The organism is Nocardioides aromaticivorans (genome assembly GCF_013408525.1).
GTDB classification, from domain to species: Bacteria; Actinomycetota; Actinomycetes; order Propionibacteriales; family Nocardioidaceae; genus Nocardioides; species Nocardioides aromaticivorans.
Genome location: NZ_JACBZM010000001.1, coordinates 509,089 through 525,429, shown reverse-complemented (window position 1 = coordinate 525,429; position 16,341 = coordinate 509,089). Strand labels below are relative to the sequence as shown.

15 protein-coding genes and 2 tRNA genes are annotated in these 16,341 nt (G+C 72.0%); 14 read left to right on the top strand and 3 right to left on the bottom strand.

The window, feature by feature from the left end:
• Positions 1–57 precede the first annotated feature (57 nt).
• Positions 58–837: a DUF6357 family protein gene (locus BJ993_RS02475; RefSeq protein WP_179647602.1), complete on the top strand. Its 780-nt coding sequence runs from the start codon at positions 58–60 to the stop codon at positions 835–837.
• On the opposite strand, the gene BJ993_RS02470 is transcribed toward BJ993_RS02475, so the two are convergent.
• Positions 827–1,702, bottom strand: coding sequence for a 3-methyladenine DNA glycosylase (locus BJ993_RS02470; protein ID WP_308645454.1), 876 nt, complete (start codon positions 1,700–1,702; stop codon positions 827–829). The two genes, BJ993_RS02475 and BJ993_RS02470, sit on opposite strands and share 11 nt — an antisense overlap.
• Before the next feature lie 124 nt (positions 1,703–1,826).
• Here BJ993_RS02470 and BJ993_RS02465 point away from each other — a divergent pair, with 124 nt between their 5' ends.
• The 10 genes from BJ993_RS02465 (at position 1,827) to BJ993_RS26455 (ending at position 11,533) form a co-directional block, all read left to right on the top strand.
• Positions 1,827–2,600 carry an acetoin reductase gene (locus tag BJ993_RS02465; protein ID WP_179647601.1) on the top strand — a complete coding sequence of 258 codons (774 nt, stop codon included), beginning with the start codon at positions 1,827–1,829 and terminating at the stop codon, positions 2,598–2,600.
• Between the two features lie 52 nt (positions 2,601–2,652).
• A complete protein-coding gene (locus BJ993_RS02460; RefSeq protein WP_036546854.1) occupies positions 2,653–3,465 on the top strand; it encodes a fumarylacetoacetate hydrolase family protein in 813 nt (270 codons plus the stop codon).
• Positions 3,462–4,937: a glutamate--tRNA ligase gene (gltX, locus tag BJ993_RS02455; RefSeq protein ID WP_179647600.1), complete on the top strand. Its 1,476-nt coding sequence runs from the start codon at positions 3,462–3,464 to the stop codon at positions 4,935–4,937. Before BJ993_RS02460 ends, gltX begins: the two co-directional genes overlap by 4 nt.
• Complete coding sequence (locus BJ993_RS02450) at positions 4,924–5,904, top strand: CPBP family glutamic-type intramembrane protease (protein ID WP_179647599.1); 981 nt, start codon at positions 4,924–4,926, stop codon at positions 5,902–5,904. Before gltX ends, BJ993_RS02450 begins: the two co-directional genes overlap by 14 nt.
• 45 nt (positions 5,905–5,949) lie before the next feature.
• A tRNA-Gln gene (locus BJ993_RS02445) sits at positions 5,950–6,024 on the top strand.
• A gap of 189 nt (positions 6,025–6,213) precedes the next feature.
• A tRNA-Glu gene (locus BJ993_RS02440) sits at positions 6,214–6,286 on the top strand.
• A gap of 268 nt (positions 6,287–6,554) precedes the next feature.
• The gene (locus tag BJ993_RS02435) at positions 6,555–8,927 is read left to right on the top strand and encodes a M4 family metallopeptidase (protein ID WP_179647598.1); all 2,373 of its coding nucleotides are present in this window, start codon (positions 6,555–6,557) and stop codon (positions 8,925–8,927) included.
• A gap of 155 nt (positions 8,928–9,082) precedes the next feature.
• A complete protein-coding gene (locus BJ993_RS02430) occupies positions 9,083–9,547 on the top strand; it encodes a DUF2231 domain-containing protein (protein WP_036546851.1) in 465 nt (154 codons plus the stop codon).
• Between the two features lie 7 nt (positions 9,548–9,554).
• Entirely contained in the window at positions 9,555–10,226 is a 672-nt protein-coding gene (locus BJ993_RS02425) for a response regulator transcription factor (RefSeq protein ID WP_179647597.1), read from the top strand.
• Positions 10,223–11,533 carry a sensor histidine kinase gene (locus BJ993_RS26455; protein ID WP_179647596.1) on the top strand — a complete coding sequence of 437 codons (1,311 nt, stop codon included), beginning with the start codon at positions 10,223–10,225 and terminating at the stop codon, positions 11,531–11,533. The genes BJ993_RS02425 and BJ993_RS26455 overlap by 4 nt, the downstream gene beginning before the upstream one ends.
• Position 11,534: 1 nt before the next feature.
• Here BJ993_RS26455 and BJ993_RS02415 read toward each other — a convergent pair whose 3' ends face one another.
• Positions 11,535–12,017 (bottom strand): hypothetical protein, encoded by a 483-nt coding sequence (locus BJ993_RS02415; protein WP_179647595.1) that lies wholly within the window; start codon positions 12,015–12,017, stop codon positions 11,535–11,537.
• Positions 12,018–12,112: 95 nt separating this feature from the next.
• Between BJ993_RS02415 and BJ993_RS02410 the strand changes: the two genes are divergently transcribed.
• The gene (locus BJ993_RS02410) at positions 12,113–13,618 is read left to right on the top strand and encodes a DNA-3-methyladenine glycosylase 2 family protein (RefSeq protein WP_179647594.1); all 1,506 of its coding nucleotides are present in this window, start codon (positions 12,113–12,115) and stop codon (positions 13,616–13,618) included.
• 7 nt (positions 13,619–13,625) lie between these two features.
• A complete protein-coding gene (locus BJ993_RS02405; protein WP_179647593.1) occupies positions 13,626–14,105 on the top strand; it encodes a methylated-DNA--[protein]-cysteine S-methyltransferase in 480 nt (159 codons plus the stop codon).
• Between the two features lie 9 nt (positions 14,106–14,114).
• Here the strand turns inward: BJ993_RS02405 and BJ993_RS02400 are convergent, their stop codons facing one another.
• Positions 14,115–14,837: an IclR family transcriptional regulator gene (locus tag BJ993_RS02400; RefSeq protein ID WP_028655929.1), complete on the bottom strand. Its 723-nt coding sequence runs from the start codon at positions 14,835–14,837 to the stop codon at positions 14,115–14,117.
• A 100-nt stretch (positions 14,838–14,937) separates the two neighbouring features.
• Between BJ993_RS02400 and leuC the strand changes: the two genes are divergently transcribed.
• Positions 14,938–16,338, top strand: a complete 1,401-nt coding sequence (gene leuC / locus BJ993_RS02395) for a 3-isopropylmalate dehydratase large subunit (RefSeq protein WP_179647592.1) — start codon at positions 14,938–14,940, stop codon at positions 16,336–16,338.
• Positions 16,339–16,341 lie beyond the last annotated feature (3 nt).

The window sequence follows — 16,341 nt, the reverse complement described above, 5'->3', positions numbered from 1 at the left end:
GGCGCGCCTCGCACCTCAACCAACGGTGGGTGACGGTCCCTGCGCGATACTCCCGGGGTGGACGACGTCGTGTTCGGGGGGCGCTTCCCCGGCTGGGGACCGTACGTCACGCGCGCGGGAGGGGACCTCCGACTCCACCTCGCCCAGTACGCCTCCGACGCCGACCGGGTCGGCGAGTTCGACTGGCCGATGACCGAGCAGCACCTGGAGGTCCTCGGGCAGGACCGGGTCCGTCGCATGCTGCTGGCCGCTGTGCTCGTGACGCGTTGTCGTCACCGGTCGAACGACGACCTGAGCCGGCTGCCCGACCCGCGCCGGGTCGCCGCGGCGCTCGACACGATCCTGCTCGCCGACGACGAGGAGCTCGTGGACTGGCTCGGCGGGACCCGCTGGAGCCGCGACGGGTTCCTCCGGGGTTGTGACCAGGAGGGCCTCGGTGAGGAGGGTCGCGCCTTGGTGGACCGCGTCACCCAGGGCCCGACCGACCTCGACCTCGCACTGGTCGCGTTCTGTGGCGGCGAGGACCCGCGTCCGAAGGAGGTCCGTCGTACCCCGGAGGCCGTGCCGCCCGAGATCCTGCCCGAACTGCTCCACCTCATCGACTCCGTCGAGTGGCGCGTGGCGAGCGGGATCGCGATGCGCCAGCGCGACGTGGAGGGCAGGGTGCTGGGCGCCTTCACCTCGATGTGGACCGACATCGCACCCGAGGCCCGCCGCGCGGTGCAGCGCCTCATGGTGGCCGAGATGCGGGACATGATCTGCGAGCCACCCCAGCACGGGCGCAAGCGCACCCGCCGGGGCAACTGCCTGCGCTGCCTCGGCGAGGTCAGCGACTGACGGCGAGCAGCCGCTCGCACTCCTCGATGAGCCGCTCCCGCAGCGGTCGGCCGCGCTCGGCGAAGGCGCGCTGCGCGTCGGCGTACGCGGCCTTGCCCTCGGCCGTCTCGATCCGGACCGGCTCGAAGCCCAGGTCGGCGAGGTCGTACGGCGCCGCGCGCATGTCGAGGGTGCGGATGTCCCAGGCGAGCTCGAAGCAGTCGGCGACCAGGTCGGAGGACACCATCGGGGAGAGCCGGAAGGCGTGCTTGTAGAGGTCCATCCCCGCGTGCAGGCAGGCCGGCTGCTCGAACGCGGGGCGGTCGTCGCGGCCGGGGGAGAGCGTGTTCAGTGGACGCGCCGGGGGAGTGAAGAAGCGGAACGCGTCGAAGTGGGAGCAGGCGATCCGGTGTCCCTCGACGACCTCGTCGGTGCCGGTGGGGCCCAGGCGCAGTGGCCAGTCGGCGTGCCGGGTCTGGTCCTCGGTGAGCCGGTAGACCATCGCCCACTCGTGCAGGCCGAAGCAGCCGAAGTGCGGCGCGCGGGCTGCCGTCGCGGTCAGCAGCCGGTGGATCGCCGTGATCACGGGGAGCTGTGAGGCGACGTACGACGGTGTGACGGTCACGTCGGAGCCGACCGGTCCGTAGCCCTTGAGGTCGGCGTACTCGGCGGCGTCCTCCAGCACGACGCCGAAGCCCGGGTGCCAACGCCGCAGCTGGCTGGGCCGGTGGGAGTAGTAGGTGAAGAGGAAGTCGAACACGGGGTGCTTCACGCGAGCCTCGCGGCGGGCGAGGTGCGGCGCGACGTAGCGGTCGATGCGCGCGGCGTGCTCCATGGCCTGCTCCCGCCATGCAGCGCCCGGCTCGACCGGCGTCCTGACCCTCACGACCGCCAAGCCTAGGCCGCGACGGTCTGCAACACCGCCGCAACGGTGGTGCCCGACGCGACGCCCTGCCAGCGTCGGCGGCCCACGGTTCGGCCACGAACCGACGTCGAAGAGGAAGATCGCCATGAGCACAGCGCACGTCACCGGAGCGGCCCGGGGTATCGGAAAGGCGATCGCCCTGCGACTCGCCAAGGACGGCCACGACGTCGCCGTGTCCGACCTGCCGGGCATGGCGGGGGAGCTCGACGCGACCCGCCAGGAGATCGAGGACCTCGGCGTGAAGGCGGTGGCGCTGCACGGCGACGTGTCCGATGCGCCGTCGGTACGACGACTCGTGGCGGACACGGTCGCCGCGCTGGGCTCGCTGGACGTGATGGTCGCCAACGCCGGGATCGCGCAGACCAAGGCCCTGCTCGACGTCAGTCCCGAGGAGTACGACCGGGTCCACGCCGTGAACGGCCGTGGCGTCTTCCTCTGCTACACCGAGGCAGCGCGCCAGATGATCGCCCAGGGCACCGGCGGCAAGATCATCGGCGCCGCCTCGATCGCGGCGCACAAGGGCTTCGCGCTGCTCGGGGTCTACTGCTCCTCGAAGTTCGCCGTGCGCTCGCTGACCCAGTCGGCGGCACAGGAGTGGGCGGAGCACGGGATCACCGTCAACGCCTACTGCCCCGGCATCGTCGACACGACCATGTGGGAGGAGATCGACCACGACCTCGGCGAGATCAACCACGTCGAGGAGGGTGAGTCGATGAAGGCGATGGCGGCGGGCATCGCGCTGGGGCGCGTGTCGACGGGGGAGGACGTCGCTGGGCTGGTCTCCTACCTGACCGGCCCGGACTCCGACTACATGACCGGCCAGTCGGTGCTCATCGACGGCGGCATGCTCTTCGTCTGAGTGCAGCGACTGCGATGGCGCTGTGCGCCCGCCGGGTCGATAGGCTCGGCGGGTGCGCATCGTCAGATTCACGACCGGTGAAGAGCCCGCCTACGGCGTCCTGACCGGCGACCTCGACGAGTACGGCCAGCCCGGCGACGACGCGGTCATCGTCGGCCTCGCCGGAGACCCGCTCTACGTCGGCATCAAGCTCCTCGAGAAGGAGTACCGCCTCGACGAGGTGCGCCTGCTGGCGCCCGTCCTGCCGCGGAGCAAGGTCGTCGGGATCGGCCGCAACTACGCCGCCCACGCAGCCGAGCTCGGCAACGACGTACCGTCCGAGCCGCTCATGTTCCTCAAGCCGAACACCAGCGTGGTGGGCCCCGGCGACGCGATCCAGTACCCCCGCCAGAGCAGCAACGTGCACTACGAGGGCGAGCTCGCCGTCGTCATCGGCCGGATCTGCCGCGACGTGCCCCCGGAGCAGGCGACGGACGTGATCCACGGCTACACGATCGCCAACGACGTGACCGCGCGCGACCTGCAGCGCTCCGACGGCCAGTTCACCCGGGCCAAGGGTTTCGACTCCTTCTGCCCGCTCGGGCCGTGGATCGAGACCGATCTCGACCCGAACGACTTCATCGAGGGCCGTCGTGTCCAGACGTTCCTCAACGGCGACGTCGTCCAGGACGGTACGACGGCCGACATGGTCTTCGACGTGCCCGCACTCATCGCGCACGTCTCCAGCGTGATGACGCTGCTGCCCGGCGACGTCATCCTCACCGGCACCCCCGAGGGTGTCGGCCCGATGGAGGTCGGCGACGAGATCGAGGTCTCGATCGAAGGCCTCGGAACCCTGATCAACAAGGTGGAAGCACGCGCATGAGCACCCCCAGCACCCCGGTCCGCGTCCGGATGGCCCCCTCCCCGACGGGCAGCCCGCACGTCGGCATGATCCGCACGGCGCTGTTCAACTGGGCGTTCGCGCGCCACCACGGTGGCACCTTCGTCTTCCGCATCGAGGACACCGACAAGGAGCGCAGCACCGAGGAGTCGCTCCGCTCGATCCTCGACCTGATGCGCTGGCTCGGCCTCGACTGGGACGAGGGCCCCGAGGTGGGCGGCCCCTACGCGCCGTACTTCCAGAGCGAGCGCAGCGACAAGTACGCCGACGCGCTCGCCCGGCTGAAGGAGAGCAGCTTCACCTACGACTGCTACTGCACCAACGAGGAGGCCGCCGCGCGCCGCAAGGCCGCCGGCTCCAAGGTGCAGGGCTACGACGGCTTCTGCCGCGAGCTCAGCCAGGAGCAGGTCGACGCCTTCCTCGCCGAGGGGCGCAAGCCGGTCGTCCGCTTCCGGATGCCCGACGGCTCGATCACGTGGAAGGACCTGGTCCGCGGCGACGTCACCTTCGAGACCGAGTTCGTCCCCGACTTCGCCCTCTGCCGCGCCAACGGCGACCCGCTGTACACGCTGGTCAACCCGGTGGACGACGCGCTGATGGAGATCACCCACGTGCTCCGCGGCGAGGACCTCCTGTCGAGCACGCCGCGCCAGATCGCCCTCTACGAAGCGCTCAAGGAGGTCGGCATCGCGAAGGCGACCCCGGAGTTCGGCCACCTGCCCTATGTCATGGGCGAGGGCAACAAGAAGCTCTCGAAGCGCGACCCCGAGGCGCACGCGCTGGCCTACCGCGACCAGGGCTACCTGCCCGAGGGCCTGCTCAACTACCTCGCCCTGCTGGGCTGGGCGATCGCGGCCGACCGCGACGTGTTCAGCCTGGAGGAGATGGTCGAGGCGTTCGAGATCGGCGACGTCGTCGCCAACCCGGCCCGCTTCGACCTCAAGAAGTGCGACGCCATCAACGCGGCGCACATGCGCCTGCTGTCCGTCGAGGACATCACCCACCGGGTGATCCCGTTCCTCAAGGCCGACGGCGTCATCAGCGACCCGGTCAACGACGCGGACGCGCAGCTGCTCGAGCTGGCGATGCCGCTGGTGGCCGAGCGGATCAACAAGCTGTCGGAGGCGAGCGCGCTGCTGGCCTTCCTGTTCGTCGACGAGGACGCCTTCGAGGTCGACCCCGACGACGCCGCGAAGCAGATCGGCGAGGCGGGGATCCCCGTCCTGCAGGCGTCGTACGACGCCCTGGCGGCCCTGCCGACGTGGTCGACGGAGGCCATCCAGACGGCTCTCCAGACAGCCCTCGTCGACGGGCTCGGCCTCAAGCCGCGCAATGCCTTCGGCCCGGTCCGGGTGGCGGTGACCGGTCGCCGGATCTCCCCGCCGCTGTTCGAGTCCCTCGAGCTGCTCGGCCGCGACCGCAGCCTCGGGCGGTTGCAGCGTGCCCTCGGCTGAGCCGGCCGCGCCCGAGCAGGGGCTGACCTACGAGCGGCTGCAGCTGCTCGGACCGACCGGTGCCTGGCGCCAGCCGGTCGGCGTCGGGCTGCTGGTGGTGCTCTTCGTCGCCGGCCAGCTCGTGCTGGGCGTGCTCGTCACGCTCTGGCTGGCGGTCGCCGGCGACTCGTCCGAGGAGATCGCCGACAAGCTGTCGGGCGACACGGCCACGCCGTCCTATCTCGCGCTGGTCAACGTCGGCTGGGCGGCCGCGATCCCGTCGGCGCTGCTCGTCGCCTTCGCCCTGCACCGGCTCCGCCCGGGCTGGGTGGCCTCGGTGGCCGGCGTGCTCCGCTGGCGGTGGCTGCTGACCTGCTTCGGGCTGGCCGTCGTGGCGCTCGCCTTGACCGTGGGCGTCTCCACCCTGCTGCCCGACCAGGGCGCCGGGACCGTCGACCTCGGCGGCGGCGCCAACCCGTGGACCAGCGCCAGCCGCGACTTCCTGCTCGTGGTGCTGCTCCTGACGCCGCTCCAGGCGGCGGGGGAGGAGTTCGTGTTCCGGGGCTACCTCGCGCAGGCGTGCGGCGGGCTGACCGCCCGCTGGCCGGCCGCGGTCAGTGCGACGGTGGCGGTCGTCGTACCGGCGGTGCTGTTCGCGCTCGCCCACGGCCTCGGGCAGGACGTGCCGATCTTCTTCGACCGCCTGGCCTTCGGGCTCGTGGCGGGGGTGCTGGTGCTGCTCACCGGCGGGCTCGAGGCGGGCATCGCGATGCACGTCCTCAACAACTTCCTCGCCTTCGGCCTGGCGATCGCCTTCGGTGACATGACCGAGACGCTGAAGCCATCCGACGGCACCTGGTGGTCGATCCCGGTGACCCTCGTGCAGTCGCTGTCCTATCTCGCGCTGACCCTCTGGGCGGCCCGGCGAGGAGGCCTCGAGACGCGGACGAGCGGGGCCATTTTGGAGGCGCGGCAAGCCCGCGTGTAGTGTTTCCCAGCGGTTCAGGTCCGCAAGGACCGGGGCCGCGAGCAGTGGTCTATGGTGTAATTGGCAGCACGACTGGTTCTGGTCCAGTTAGTCTAGGTTCGAGTCCTAGTAGACCAGCCACAGCATCACGGAGAAGCCGGGCACGAGCCCGGCTTCCGCCGTTTTTGCGGGTCTTTCCCGGCCTTCCCGGCACTCGTCCGTGAGGCTCGTTCCCCTCCCGGACGCCCGGATGTCGGCCCGATTTGGCCTCCGCGTTCGGGATCCTCTAAAGTTCTCATCGTTGTCGAGGCCAAGCGCCGAAGACAGCGTGCCCCCGTCGTCTAGCGGCCTAGGACGTCGCCCTCTCACGGCGGTAACGCCGGTTCAAATCCGGTCGGGGGTACAACACGAAGGGCCTGGTCTCCGGACCAGGCCCTTCGGCGTTTTCGCTGAAAGTCCTCCCGTGGTCGCCGGCCCGGCCTGCCTCAACTTCTTGCATTGCTCGAACTCGCAGGAACTCCTCCCTTGACCGCGAAAACCGCCGGGCACGAGGTTTACCCCTGGCCGCCCCGGCACCCCCACCTTCGCCGGCCCGGCCTTCCGCCGGCTCGCGATCTCCCCGGACCCTGGGGAGGGACGAGCCCGACTCTCAAGAGGAGTGTGGGTCAGTAGTGAAAAGAAACCTGACGGGTGGCTTCATCGCCACCCTCGTCGCCGCCTCGGCCCTTGCCGTGGCCCCTCTCGCGGCGCAGCCCGCGAATGCGGATCGGGGTGTCGCGGTCGCGGCACCGAAGGACGACCCGCACAAGCTCGCGCGTCGCTCGGCGAAGGCACTGGTCGACAGCGCCGCGCCGCAGCTGAAGGTGAGCGCCGGTGACCGATTCGCCGCGAAGCCGGTGATCAGCGGCGGCAAGGGCCTGCAGTTCGCGTCGTACACGCGGACCCACGACGGCCTCCCGGTGCGGGGCGGCGACTTCGTCGTCGTCACCAACGAGGACGGCCAGATCCTCACGACGACGGTGGCGCAGCGCAGCGCGATCGGCGGCCTCTCGGTGAAGCCGAAGGTGACCTCCGCGGCCGCGACCAAGAAGGCGCGGGCGACCCTGCGCAAGGCGGCCCTGCGCGGCAAGCCCGGCCTCGCGGTGCACGCGCTCGCGACGCCGCGCCTGGCGTGGAAGGTGCGGATCAGCGGCCTGACGAGCGACGGCGACCGCTCCGTGCGCGACGTGTACGTCGACGCGCGCACCGGTGGCGTGATCGAGTCCGACGAGCTGGTGCACTTCGCCACCGGCACCGGCAACGGCCACCACAACGGCCCCGGACTGTCGCTCCAGACGACCCAGGCCTCCTCGACGTCGTACACACTGGCGGACCCGGGCAACCCCGGCGTCGACTGCCGCATCGACAACAACACCACCAACAGCGTCCCGGTCCTCTCCGGCCCGGACAACACGTGGGGCGACGGCACCGGCACCAGCAAGGAGACCGGCTGCGTCGACACGCTCTGGGCCCTGCAGACCCAGGACAAGATGCTGAGCGCGTGGCTCGGTCGCGACGGCTTCAACGGCAGCGGTGGCGGCTGGCAGGCCCGCGTCGGCAAGGACGAGGTCAACGCGTTCTACTGCCCGCCGGGCCTCAGCGAGCCCGGCTACTGCACCGGCACGGAGTGGGTCCGGATCGGCCACAACCAGGCCAACGACGAGTGGCTGACCAACCTCGACGTCGTCGGCCACGAGTACGGCCACGGCATCGACCAGAACACCCCGGGCGGCCACTCGAACGGCAACACCGGCGAGTTCGTCGGTGACGTCTTCGGCGCGCTGACCGAGCACTACGCCAACGAGTCCAGCACCTACGACGAGCCTGACTACCTCGTGGGCGAGGAGGTCAACCTCGTCGGCGACGGCGAGATCCGCAACATGTACAACCCGTCGGCCAAGGGCGACCCGAACTGCTACTCGAGCTCGATCCCGAACGCCGAGGTGCACTCGGCGGCCGGCCCCGGCAACCACTGGTTCTACCTGCTCGCCGAGGGCACCAACCCGGCCGGCGGTCCGACCAGCACCACGTGCAACAACGGCGGGACGCTCACCGGGATCGGCATCCAGAAGGCCGGCAAGATCTTCTACAACGCGATGCTGATGAAGACCACCAGCTCGAGCTATCTCAAGTACCGCACCTGGACGCTCACCGCCGCGAAGAACCTCTACCCGGGCTCCTGCGCCGAGTTCAACGCGGTCAAGGCCGCGTGGAACGCCGTCTCCGTGCCCGCGCAGACCGCCGACCCGACCTGCACCACGGCCGGCAACACGGTCACCGTCACCAACCCGGGCAACCGCTCCGGCACGGTCGGCACCGCCACGTCGCTGCAGATGACCGGCTCGTCCTCGGGCGCCGGCCAGACGCTGACCTGGTCCGCCACCGGCCTGCCGGCCGGGCTGTCGATCAACGCCACCACCGGCCTGATCTCCGGCACGCCGACCACGGCGGCGACCTCCAACGTGACGGTCACGGCGAAGGACACCACCAACGCGTCCGGCTCGACCAGCTTCACCTGGACGATCACCGGTGGCGGTACGCCGTCCGGCAACCTGCTCAAGAACCCGGGCTTCGAGTCCGGTGCGGTCGACTGGACCGGCACGAGCGGGCCGATCACCAACAACACCGGCCGCGCGGCGCGCACCGGCAGCTGGAAGATGTGGCTCGGCGGCAACGGCAGCACGTCCACGGAGAACGAGGGCCAGACCGTCGCGATCCCCGCGACGGCGACCACGGCCTCGCTGTCCTTCTGGATCGCGATCGACACCGCGGAGACCACGACCGGCACCGCCTACGACACGGCCAAGGTGCAGATCGTCGACGGTACGACGACGAGCACCCTGGCGACGTACTCCAACCTCAACAAGTCGAGCGGCTACGTCCAGAAGACGTTCGACCTGTCGGCGTACAAGGGGAAGACGGTCACGCTGAAGTTCCTGATGAACGAGGACTCGTCGCTGCAGACGAGCTTCGTCGTCGACGACACCGCGATCAACGTCGGCTAGTCGGCAGCACCACCTGACGGCGGGCGGTCACCGGGCTCCGGTGGCCGCCCGTCGGCGTGCGGGCGCGCTGACGCAGTCAGGTTCCTTGCAGGCGACGTCGGCCACGCTCGCTGCGACGGCCGGACCCGCGGCCGTGTCCTGCGAGGAGAAGATGCATGTTCGACCTGGTCAACGGAATCCCCGTCCACCCGCTGGTGGTGCACGCCGTCGTGGTCCTGCTGCCGTTGGCGGTCCTGGGCACGGTCGCGATCGTGGTGCGCCCTGCCTGGAGGGCTCGCTACGGCCCGCTCGTCGTGGCCTGTGCCGCGGTGGCGACCGCGCTCGTCCCGGTCGCCACGTCCAGCGGTGAGGAGCTGGAGCACAGGGTGGGGGATCCCGGCCGGCACGCCGCGCTGGGGGACCAGCTGATCTGGTTCGCGCTGGCCCTGCTGGCGACGTCTGCGGTCCTCGTCTGGCTCGACCGACGGCGCGACGCCGGGAAGGGGTCGGTCTCCGGCCTGCGCGCCGTCGCGGCGCTGGCCCTGGTCGCTGCCGTGGCCGCCGGGGTCCAGGTGTACCGGGTCGGCGACTCCGGGGCCCAGGCGGCGTGGGGCGACCAGGTCGCGTCGAGCGCGCCATGATGTGCCGGTGCTGACGATCGGTTTGTGCGAGGACGACGACGCGATCAGGAGCATCCTGGTCCGTTCGCTGCGGGCGGCGGGTCACGAGGTCGCGGCGGCGCACGACGGCCGTGAGGCCGTCGAGCTGCTCGGCCCGGAGCGCGCGCTGGACGTGATCGTCATGGACGTCGGCCTGCCGGACGCCGACGGCCGCGACGTCGTCCAGGCGCTCCGCTCGGCGGGGCAGGACGCGCCCGTGCTCTTCCTGACCGCGTTGGGGGCGACCCACGAGGTCCTGGCAGGTTTCGCCGCAGGCGCCGACGACTACGTTGTCAAGCCGTTCGAGACGAAGGAGCTCCTGGCACGGCTCGCGGCGCTCGCCCGGCGGGCGCGCCCGGCCCCGGCCCCTGCGGCCGGACTCGTCCTCGATCCGGTGACCCACTCCGTGCGGAGCGGGGCCGCGTCCGCCGTGCTGACGCCGACGGAGTTCCGCTTGCTGGCCGCGACCACCTCGCGTCCGGGCGAGGTGGTCCGGCGTGGCGCGGTCGTCGCCGCTGCCTGGCCGGACGGCGCGATCGTCAGCGACAACACCGTCGACTCGTTCCTGCGCCGGCTGCGCGCCAAGCTCGACGAGATCGACTCCCCGCAGGTGATCAGGACCGTGCGCGGCGTCGGCTACACCCTCGAGGACCGTCCGTGACCGGGACGCGCGCGGAGCCCTGGACCGTCCGGAGGCGGTTGGTCCAGGTGACCTTCCTGGTCTCCGCAGCCGTGGCGGTGGTCCTGGTCGCCGTCACGAACAGCATCATCGACCGGACGACGCGCAGTGTGGTGGGGCGTGTCCTCGACGATCGCGCCGCGGCGGTGGTCGAGGCCGTCGAGACCGGTCCCGACGGGTCGCCCCCCGCGGCCGTCCTCGGGCCCGGGACTGCCGTCTACCTCGACGGGCGGCTGGTCGCGGGGAGCGCCCCGCCCTTGCTGCGGGAGTCCTTCGACCGCCTGTCCCGGACCGACGGACGGCGTACGGCGTCGGTCGGCGAGGAGTACCGGATCCTGGCAGTCCCTGTCGCCCGAGGAGACGTCCCGGGCGCGGTGGTCGTCGCCGAGTCGCTCAGGCCCTACGAACGCGACGAGCGGACGGGGCTCGTCGTCGCCGGGAGCGCCGGCGTCGTCATGGTCCTGTTGGCGAGCCTCGTCGCGGCGACGATCAGCCGCCGCGCGCTGCGTCCCGTGCGCCAGATGGCCGCCGCCGCGCGGGCATGGAGCGAGCACGACCTCGACCGCCGCTTCGACCTCGGGCCACCGTCCGACGAGCTGCGTGCGCTGGGGCAGGTGCTCGACGAGCTCCTCGACGACGTCGCGGCCGCGATCCGTGCCGAGCAGCGACTCTCGGCGGAGATGGCGCACGAGCTGCGGAGCCCGCTGACGACGGTCCGGGCGACGGTGGAGCTGCTGTCCTCCCGGGCCGACCTCGACGACGAGCTGCGCCACGACCTGGCCGTCATCGAGAAGGCCTGCGCGTCCATGTCGGGAACCATCACGGTCCTCCTCGACGAGGCGCGCGGCAGGGCACGTGAGGCGCGCGGGCTCACCGGCGCCGACGACATCGCCGGAGCCGTCGAGGCTGCCGCCACCGGTGGTCGTGTGGTGCTGGACCTGCCGGACGGTCTCGAGCTGAGGGTGCCGGCGGAGCTCGTGGCCCGGATCCTGGGGCCGTTGGTCGAGAACGGGTCGCGGCTCGCCACCACCGTGACGGTGACGGCCCGCGCCGACGGGCACGGCGTCGACCTGCTGGTCTCGGACGACGGCCCCGGCGTCGCGGCGGACCTCGTGGACCGGCTCTTCGAGCCGGGAGTGACGGACGGGGGCGGCGCGGGCCTCGGGCTCGCCCTGGCCCGGCGCCTGGCGCGCGGGGCCGGTGGCGGCCTCCGGCTCGACAGGACCGGAGGCGGGCGCGGAGCGACGTTCGTCGTACGGCTGCCCGGGCGGATCAGCGGCGGGGGTTGAGTCAGTCGCCCGCGGTCGCCTTGCGCGGCGCCTGCCGCGCGGCGGCGGTCTTCTTCGACGCCCGCGTCTTCGGCGGCGTCGGATCGGTGCCGACGATCGTGAAGATCGGGGCGGTCACCTTCTCCAGCGCGGCCACCGCCTCGGCGTGCCGCTCGGCGAGCTTCGCGACGACGCCCGCGAGCTCGGCCTGCGCCTCGGCGAGGGTGTGGACGGTGTCGGCGAGCTCGCGCTGGCGGACGATGAAGTCCTGCAGCGGCTGCGCGGTCGCGCCGGCGATGCCGGTGACCGCGGTCGCCATGCCGGCGACGGCGCCGGCCAGCTCGCCGACCTGCTTCGCCAGCTCGTCGGGCTGGGTGACGGCGTCGACGGCCGTGTCGCGCACCGTCCGCAGCACGTCGGTCGTCAGCTTGAGCGCGACCTGCTGGGACTTGATCAGCAGGTCGAGCGGGTTGACGAGGTTGCTGGTGCTCGGTGTCTCCGCCATGGCGACAGCGTGGCAGAAGCAGTGCGCCGCGGGGAGCACCTCGTCGTGTCCGATTTCCGCCAGTCGATGTCGGTGGGGGGAGGCAGGATGGAGCCATGGAGACGACGAGCCCGCAGGTCGACGAGGCGGCGCAGCTGGAGTTCGACCGCTGCTACACGGCCGTCCAGTCGCGCGACCGCCGCTTCGACGGCGTCTTCTACACCGCGGTCCGCACCACGGGCATCTACTGCCGGCCCTCGTGCCCGGCCCGCACCCCGGCCCCGGCCAATGTGACCTTCCACCGCACCGCCGCGGCTGCCCAGGGCGCCGGCTACCGCGCCTGCAAGCGCTGCCTGCCCGACGCCACGCCCGGCAGCCCCGACTGGAACGTCGCCGCCACGGTCGCCGGTCGCGCGATGCGGCTGATCAGCGACGGCGTCGTCGACCGTGAGGGCGTGGAGGGGCTCGCGACCCGGCTCGGCTACACCTCGCGCCACCTCTCGCGGCTGCTGACGGCCGAGCTCGGCGCCGGCCCGCTCGCCCTCGCGCGCACCCAGCGCGCGCAGACCGCCCGGGCGCTCGTCGAGAGCACCGACCTCACCCTGACCGATGTCGCGTTCGCGGCCGGGTTCTCCAGCGTGCGGCAGTTCAACGACACCATGCAGGAGGTGTACGCCGCCTCGCCGAGCGAGCTCCGCGGCCGCCGCGCCTCCAGCGGGGCGTCGGCAGGCGGCATCCAGCTGCGGATCGCCGTTCGCACGCCCTTCCGCGGGAGTGCGCTGCTGCGCTTCCTGGCCGACCGGGCGATCCCCGGCATCGAGGTCGCGGAGGTCGACGAGGACGGCTCCGGCTGGTACGCCCGCACGCTCGACCTGCCGCACGGACCGGGGACCGCGCGGGTCGAGCTCGCGGACGTGGCGGGCACCGGGACGTCGTACGTCCCGCTGCGGCTGGCGCTGGAGGACCTGCGCGACACCGCCGCGGCCGTGGCGCGGATGCGTGCGCTGCTGGATGCCGATGCCGACCCGGTGGCGGTCGACGCGCACCTCGGCGCCGACCCCGCGCTCGCCCCGCTGGTCGAGGCCAGGCCGGGGCTGCGCGTGCCGGGACATGTCGCCGGCAGCGAGATCGCGGTGCGGGCCGTCCTCGGACAGCAGGTCACCGTCGTCGCGGCGCGCACCGCCGCAGCCCGGCTGGTCGCCTCCCACGGCAGGCCGGTGACGACGACCGTCGACGGCCTGACCCACCTGTTCCCCGACGCCGCCACGGTCGCCGCGATGGACCCCACCGACTTCCGGATGCCGCGCGCCCGGGGCCGGGCACTGATCGGCCTGGCCGCGGCCCTCGCCGACGGCGACCTCGTCCTCGACCGCGGGCCCGATCGGGGCGAGGTCCGCGAGCGGCTGCTGGCGCTGCCCGGCATCGGCCCCTGGACGGCCGACTACATCGCGCTGCGTGCGCTCGGCCACCCCGACATCTGGCTGCCGACCGACATCGGCGTCCGCAACGGCCTGGCCGCGCTGCCGGCCGGCGCCGCCGCCGATCCCGCCACCTGGGCGCCGTGGCGCTCCTACGCCCTGCTGCACCTGTGGACCTCGTTGTCCGCATCACTGGAAGGATGAACCCACCATGTGGACCGTCATCGAGTCGCCCGTCGGACCGCTCCGCATCGTCGAGCAGGACGGTGCGATCACCGCGATCGAGTTCTCGCCGTTCCGCGACCACGACGGCCGTCCCCGCGGCCCACGCGCGGACGACGCGCCGCTGCTCGTCGAGACCGCACGCCAGCTGGGGGAGTACTTCGCCCGCGAGCGCACCGTGTTCGACCTGCCCCTGGCTCCCGTCGGCACCGGCTGGCAGCGCGACGTGTGGGACCAGCTGGTCAAGATCGGCTACGGCGAGACCGCGTCGTACGGCGAGATCGCGGCGCGGCTCGGCAAGAGCAACGCCGCCTCCCGCGCCGTCGGCACGGCCAACGGCGCCAACCCGATCCCCATCGTGATCCCGTGCCACCGGGTGATCGGCGCCAACGGCACGCTCACCGGGTACGCCGGCGGGCTGGACCGCAAGCAGCTCCTGCTCGGACTCGAGCAGCCTGCTCTGTTCTGAGGCTGGGGGCTATTCGGCAGCAGCGCGGCGCAGCGACTCCGAGAGCCGCTCGGCCGCGGCGAGCACGGCAGGTGCGTGCATGCGGCCGGGCTGGCGGGAGAGCCGCTCGAGCGGGCCGGAGACCGACACGGCCGCGATGACCTTGCCGCCGGGGGAGCGGACCGGTGCCGACACCGACGCCACGCCCTGCTCGCGCTCGCCGACCGACTGCGCCCAGCCGCGGCGGCGGATCGCGGACAGCTCGGCGGCCGAGAAGGCGGCGTTCTGCAGGCCGCGGTGGATCCGCTCCGGGTCGTCCCAGGCGAGCAGGACCTGCGCGGCGGAGCCCGCCCGCATGGTCAGCTGCGAGCCCACGGGGATCGTGTCGCGCAGGCCGGAGGGACGCTCGGCGGCGGCGACGCAGACGCGGTGGTCGCCCTGGCGGCGCCACAGCTGCGCGGACTCGCCGGTGATGTCGCGCAGTCGCGCGAGGACCGGACCGGCCGTGGCGAGCAGGCGGTCCTCGCCGGCGGCGGCGGACAGCTCGGCCAGGCGCGGGCCCAGCACGAAGCGGCCCTGCATGTCGCGCGCGACGAGGCGGTGGTGCTCGAGGGCCACCGCCAGGCGGTGGGCCGTGGGTCGGGCCAGGCCCGTGCCCGCCACCAATCCGGCCAGGGTGGCCGGGCCGGACTCCAGTGCCGTGAGCACCAGGGCCGCCTTGTCGAGAACTCCGACGCCGCTCGAGTTGTCCATATGGCAATACTGCCGTCTCGGATCTTGGGATGCAAGCGTAGGCTTCAACTTGGTTCACGGCAGTGGTGCCGCGAACGACCCGAACGAGGAGGAGCGAGTCATGGGCAGGACCCTGGCGGAGAAGGTGTGGGACGAGCATGTCGTCCGGTCGACCCCGGGAGAGCCGGACCTCCTCTACATCGACCTCCACCTCCTGCACGAGGTGACCAGCCCGCAGGCCTTCGACGGCCTGCGCCTGGCCGGCCGGAAGGTACGACGCCCCGACCTCACCCTCGCGACCGAGGACCACAACGTCCCCACCATCGACTGGGACAAGCCGATCGCCGACCCGGTGAGCAAGACCCAGGTCGACACCCTGCGCAAGAACGCCGCGGAGTTCGGCGTCCGGCTGCACCCGCTCGGTGACGTCGAGCAGGGCATCGTGCACGTCGTCGGCCCGCAGTTGGGCCTGACCCAGCCCGGCATGACGATCGTGTGCGGCGACTCGCACACCAGCACCCACGGCGCCTTCGGCGCGATCGCGTTCGGCATCGGCACGTCCGAGGTCGAGCACGTGCTCGCGACGCAGACGCTGCCGCAGGCCAAGCCGAAGACGATGGCCGTCACGGTCAACGGCACGCTCGCCGACGGCGTCACCGCGAAGGACCTGATCCTCTACCTGATCACCCAGACCGGCACCGGCGGTGGGCAGGGCTACATCGTCGAGTACCGCGGCGAGGCCATCGAGGCGCTCTCGATGGAGGGCCGCATGACGGTGTGCAACATGTCGATCGAGTGGGGCGCGAAGGCCGGCATGATCGCGCCCGACGAGACCACCTTCGCCTACATCGAGGGCAAGCCCGAGGCGCCCAAGGGCGCGGAGTGGGACGCCGCCGTCGCGCACTGGCGGACCCTGGTCACCGACGCCGACGCGACCTTCGACAAGGAGATCGTGATCGACGCGGCCGACGTCACGCCGTTCGTCACCTGGGGCACGAACCCCGGCCAGGGTGCGCCGCTCGGCGCGAACGTCCCGTCGCCGGACGACTTCGAGGACCCGTCGGACAAGCTCGCCGCCGAGAAGGCGCTGGAGTACATGGGCCTCGAGGCCGGCCAGCCGCTGCGCTCGGTCAAGGTCGACACCGTCTTCGTCGGCTCCTGCACCAACGGCCGGATCGAGGACCTGCGCCTCGCGGCCGACATCATCAAGGGCCACAAGGTCGCCGAGGGCACCCGCCTGCTCGTCGTGCCCGGCTCCGTGCGCGTGCGCCTCCAGGCGATGGAGGAGGGCCTCGACAAGGTGTTCATCGAGGCCGGTGCCGAGTGGCGTGGAGCGGGCTGCTCGATGTGTCTGGGCATGAACCCCGACACGCTGCAGCCGCAGGAGCGCTCGGCGTCGACGTCCAACCGCAACTTCGAGGGTCGTCAGGGCAAGGGTGGCCGCACCCACCTGGTGTCCGTCCCCGTCGCCGCCGCCACCGCCGTCAAGGGCACGCTCGCGTCGCCCGCCGACCTGGTCTGAAAC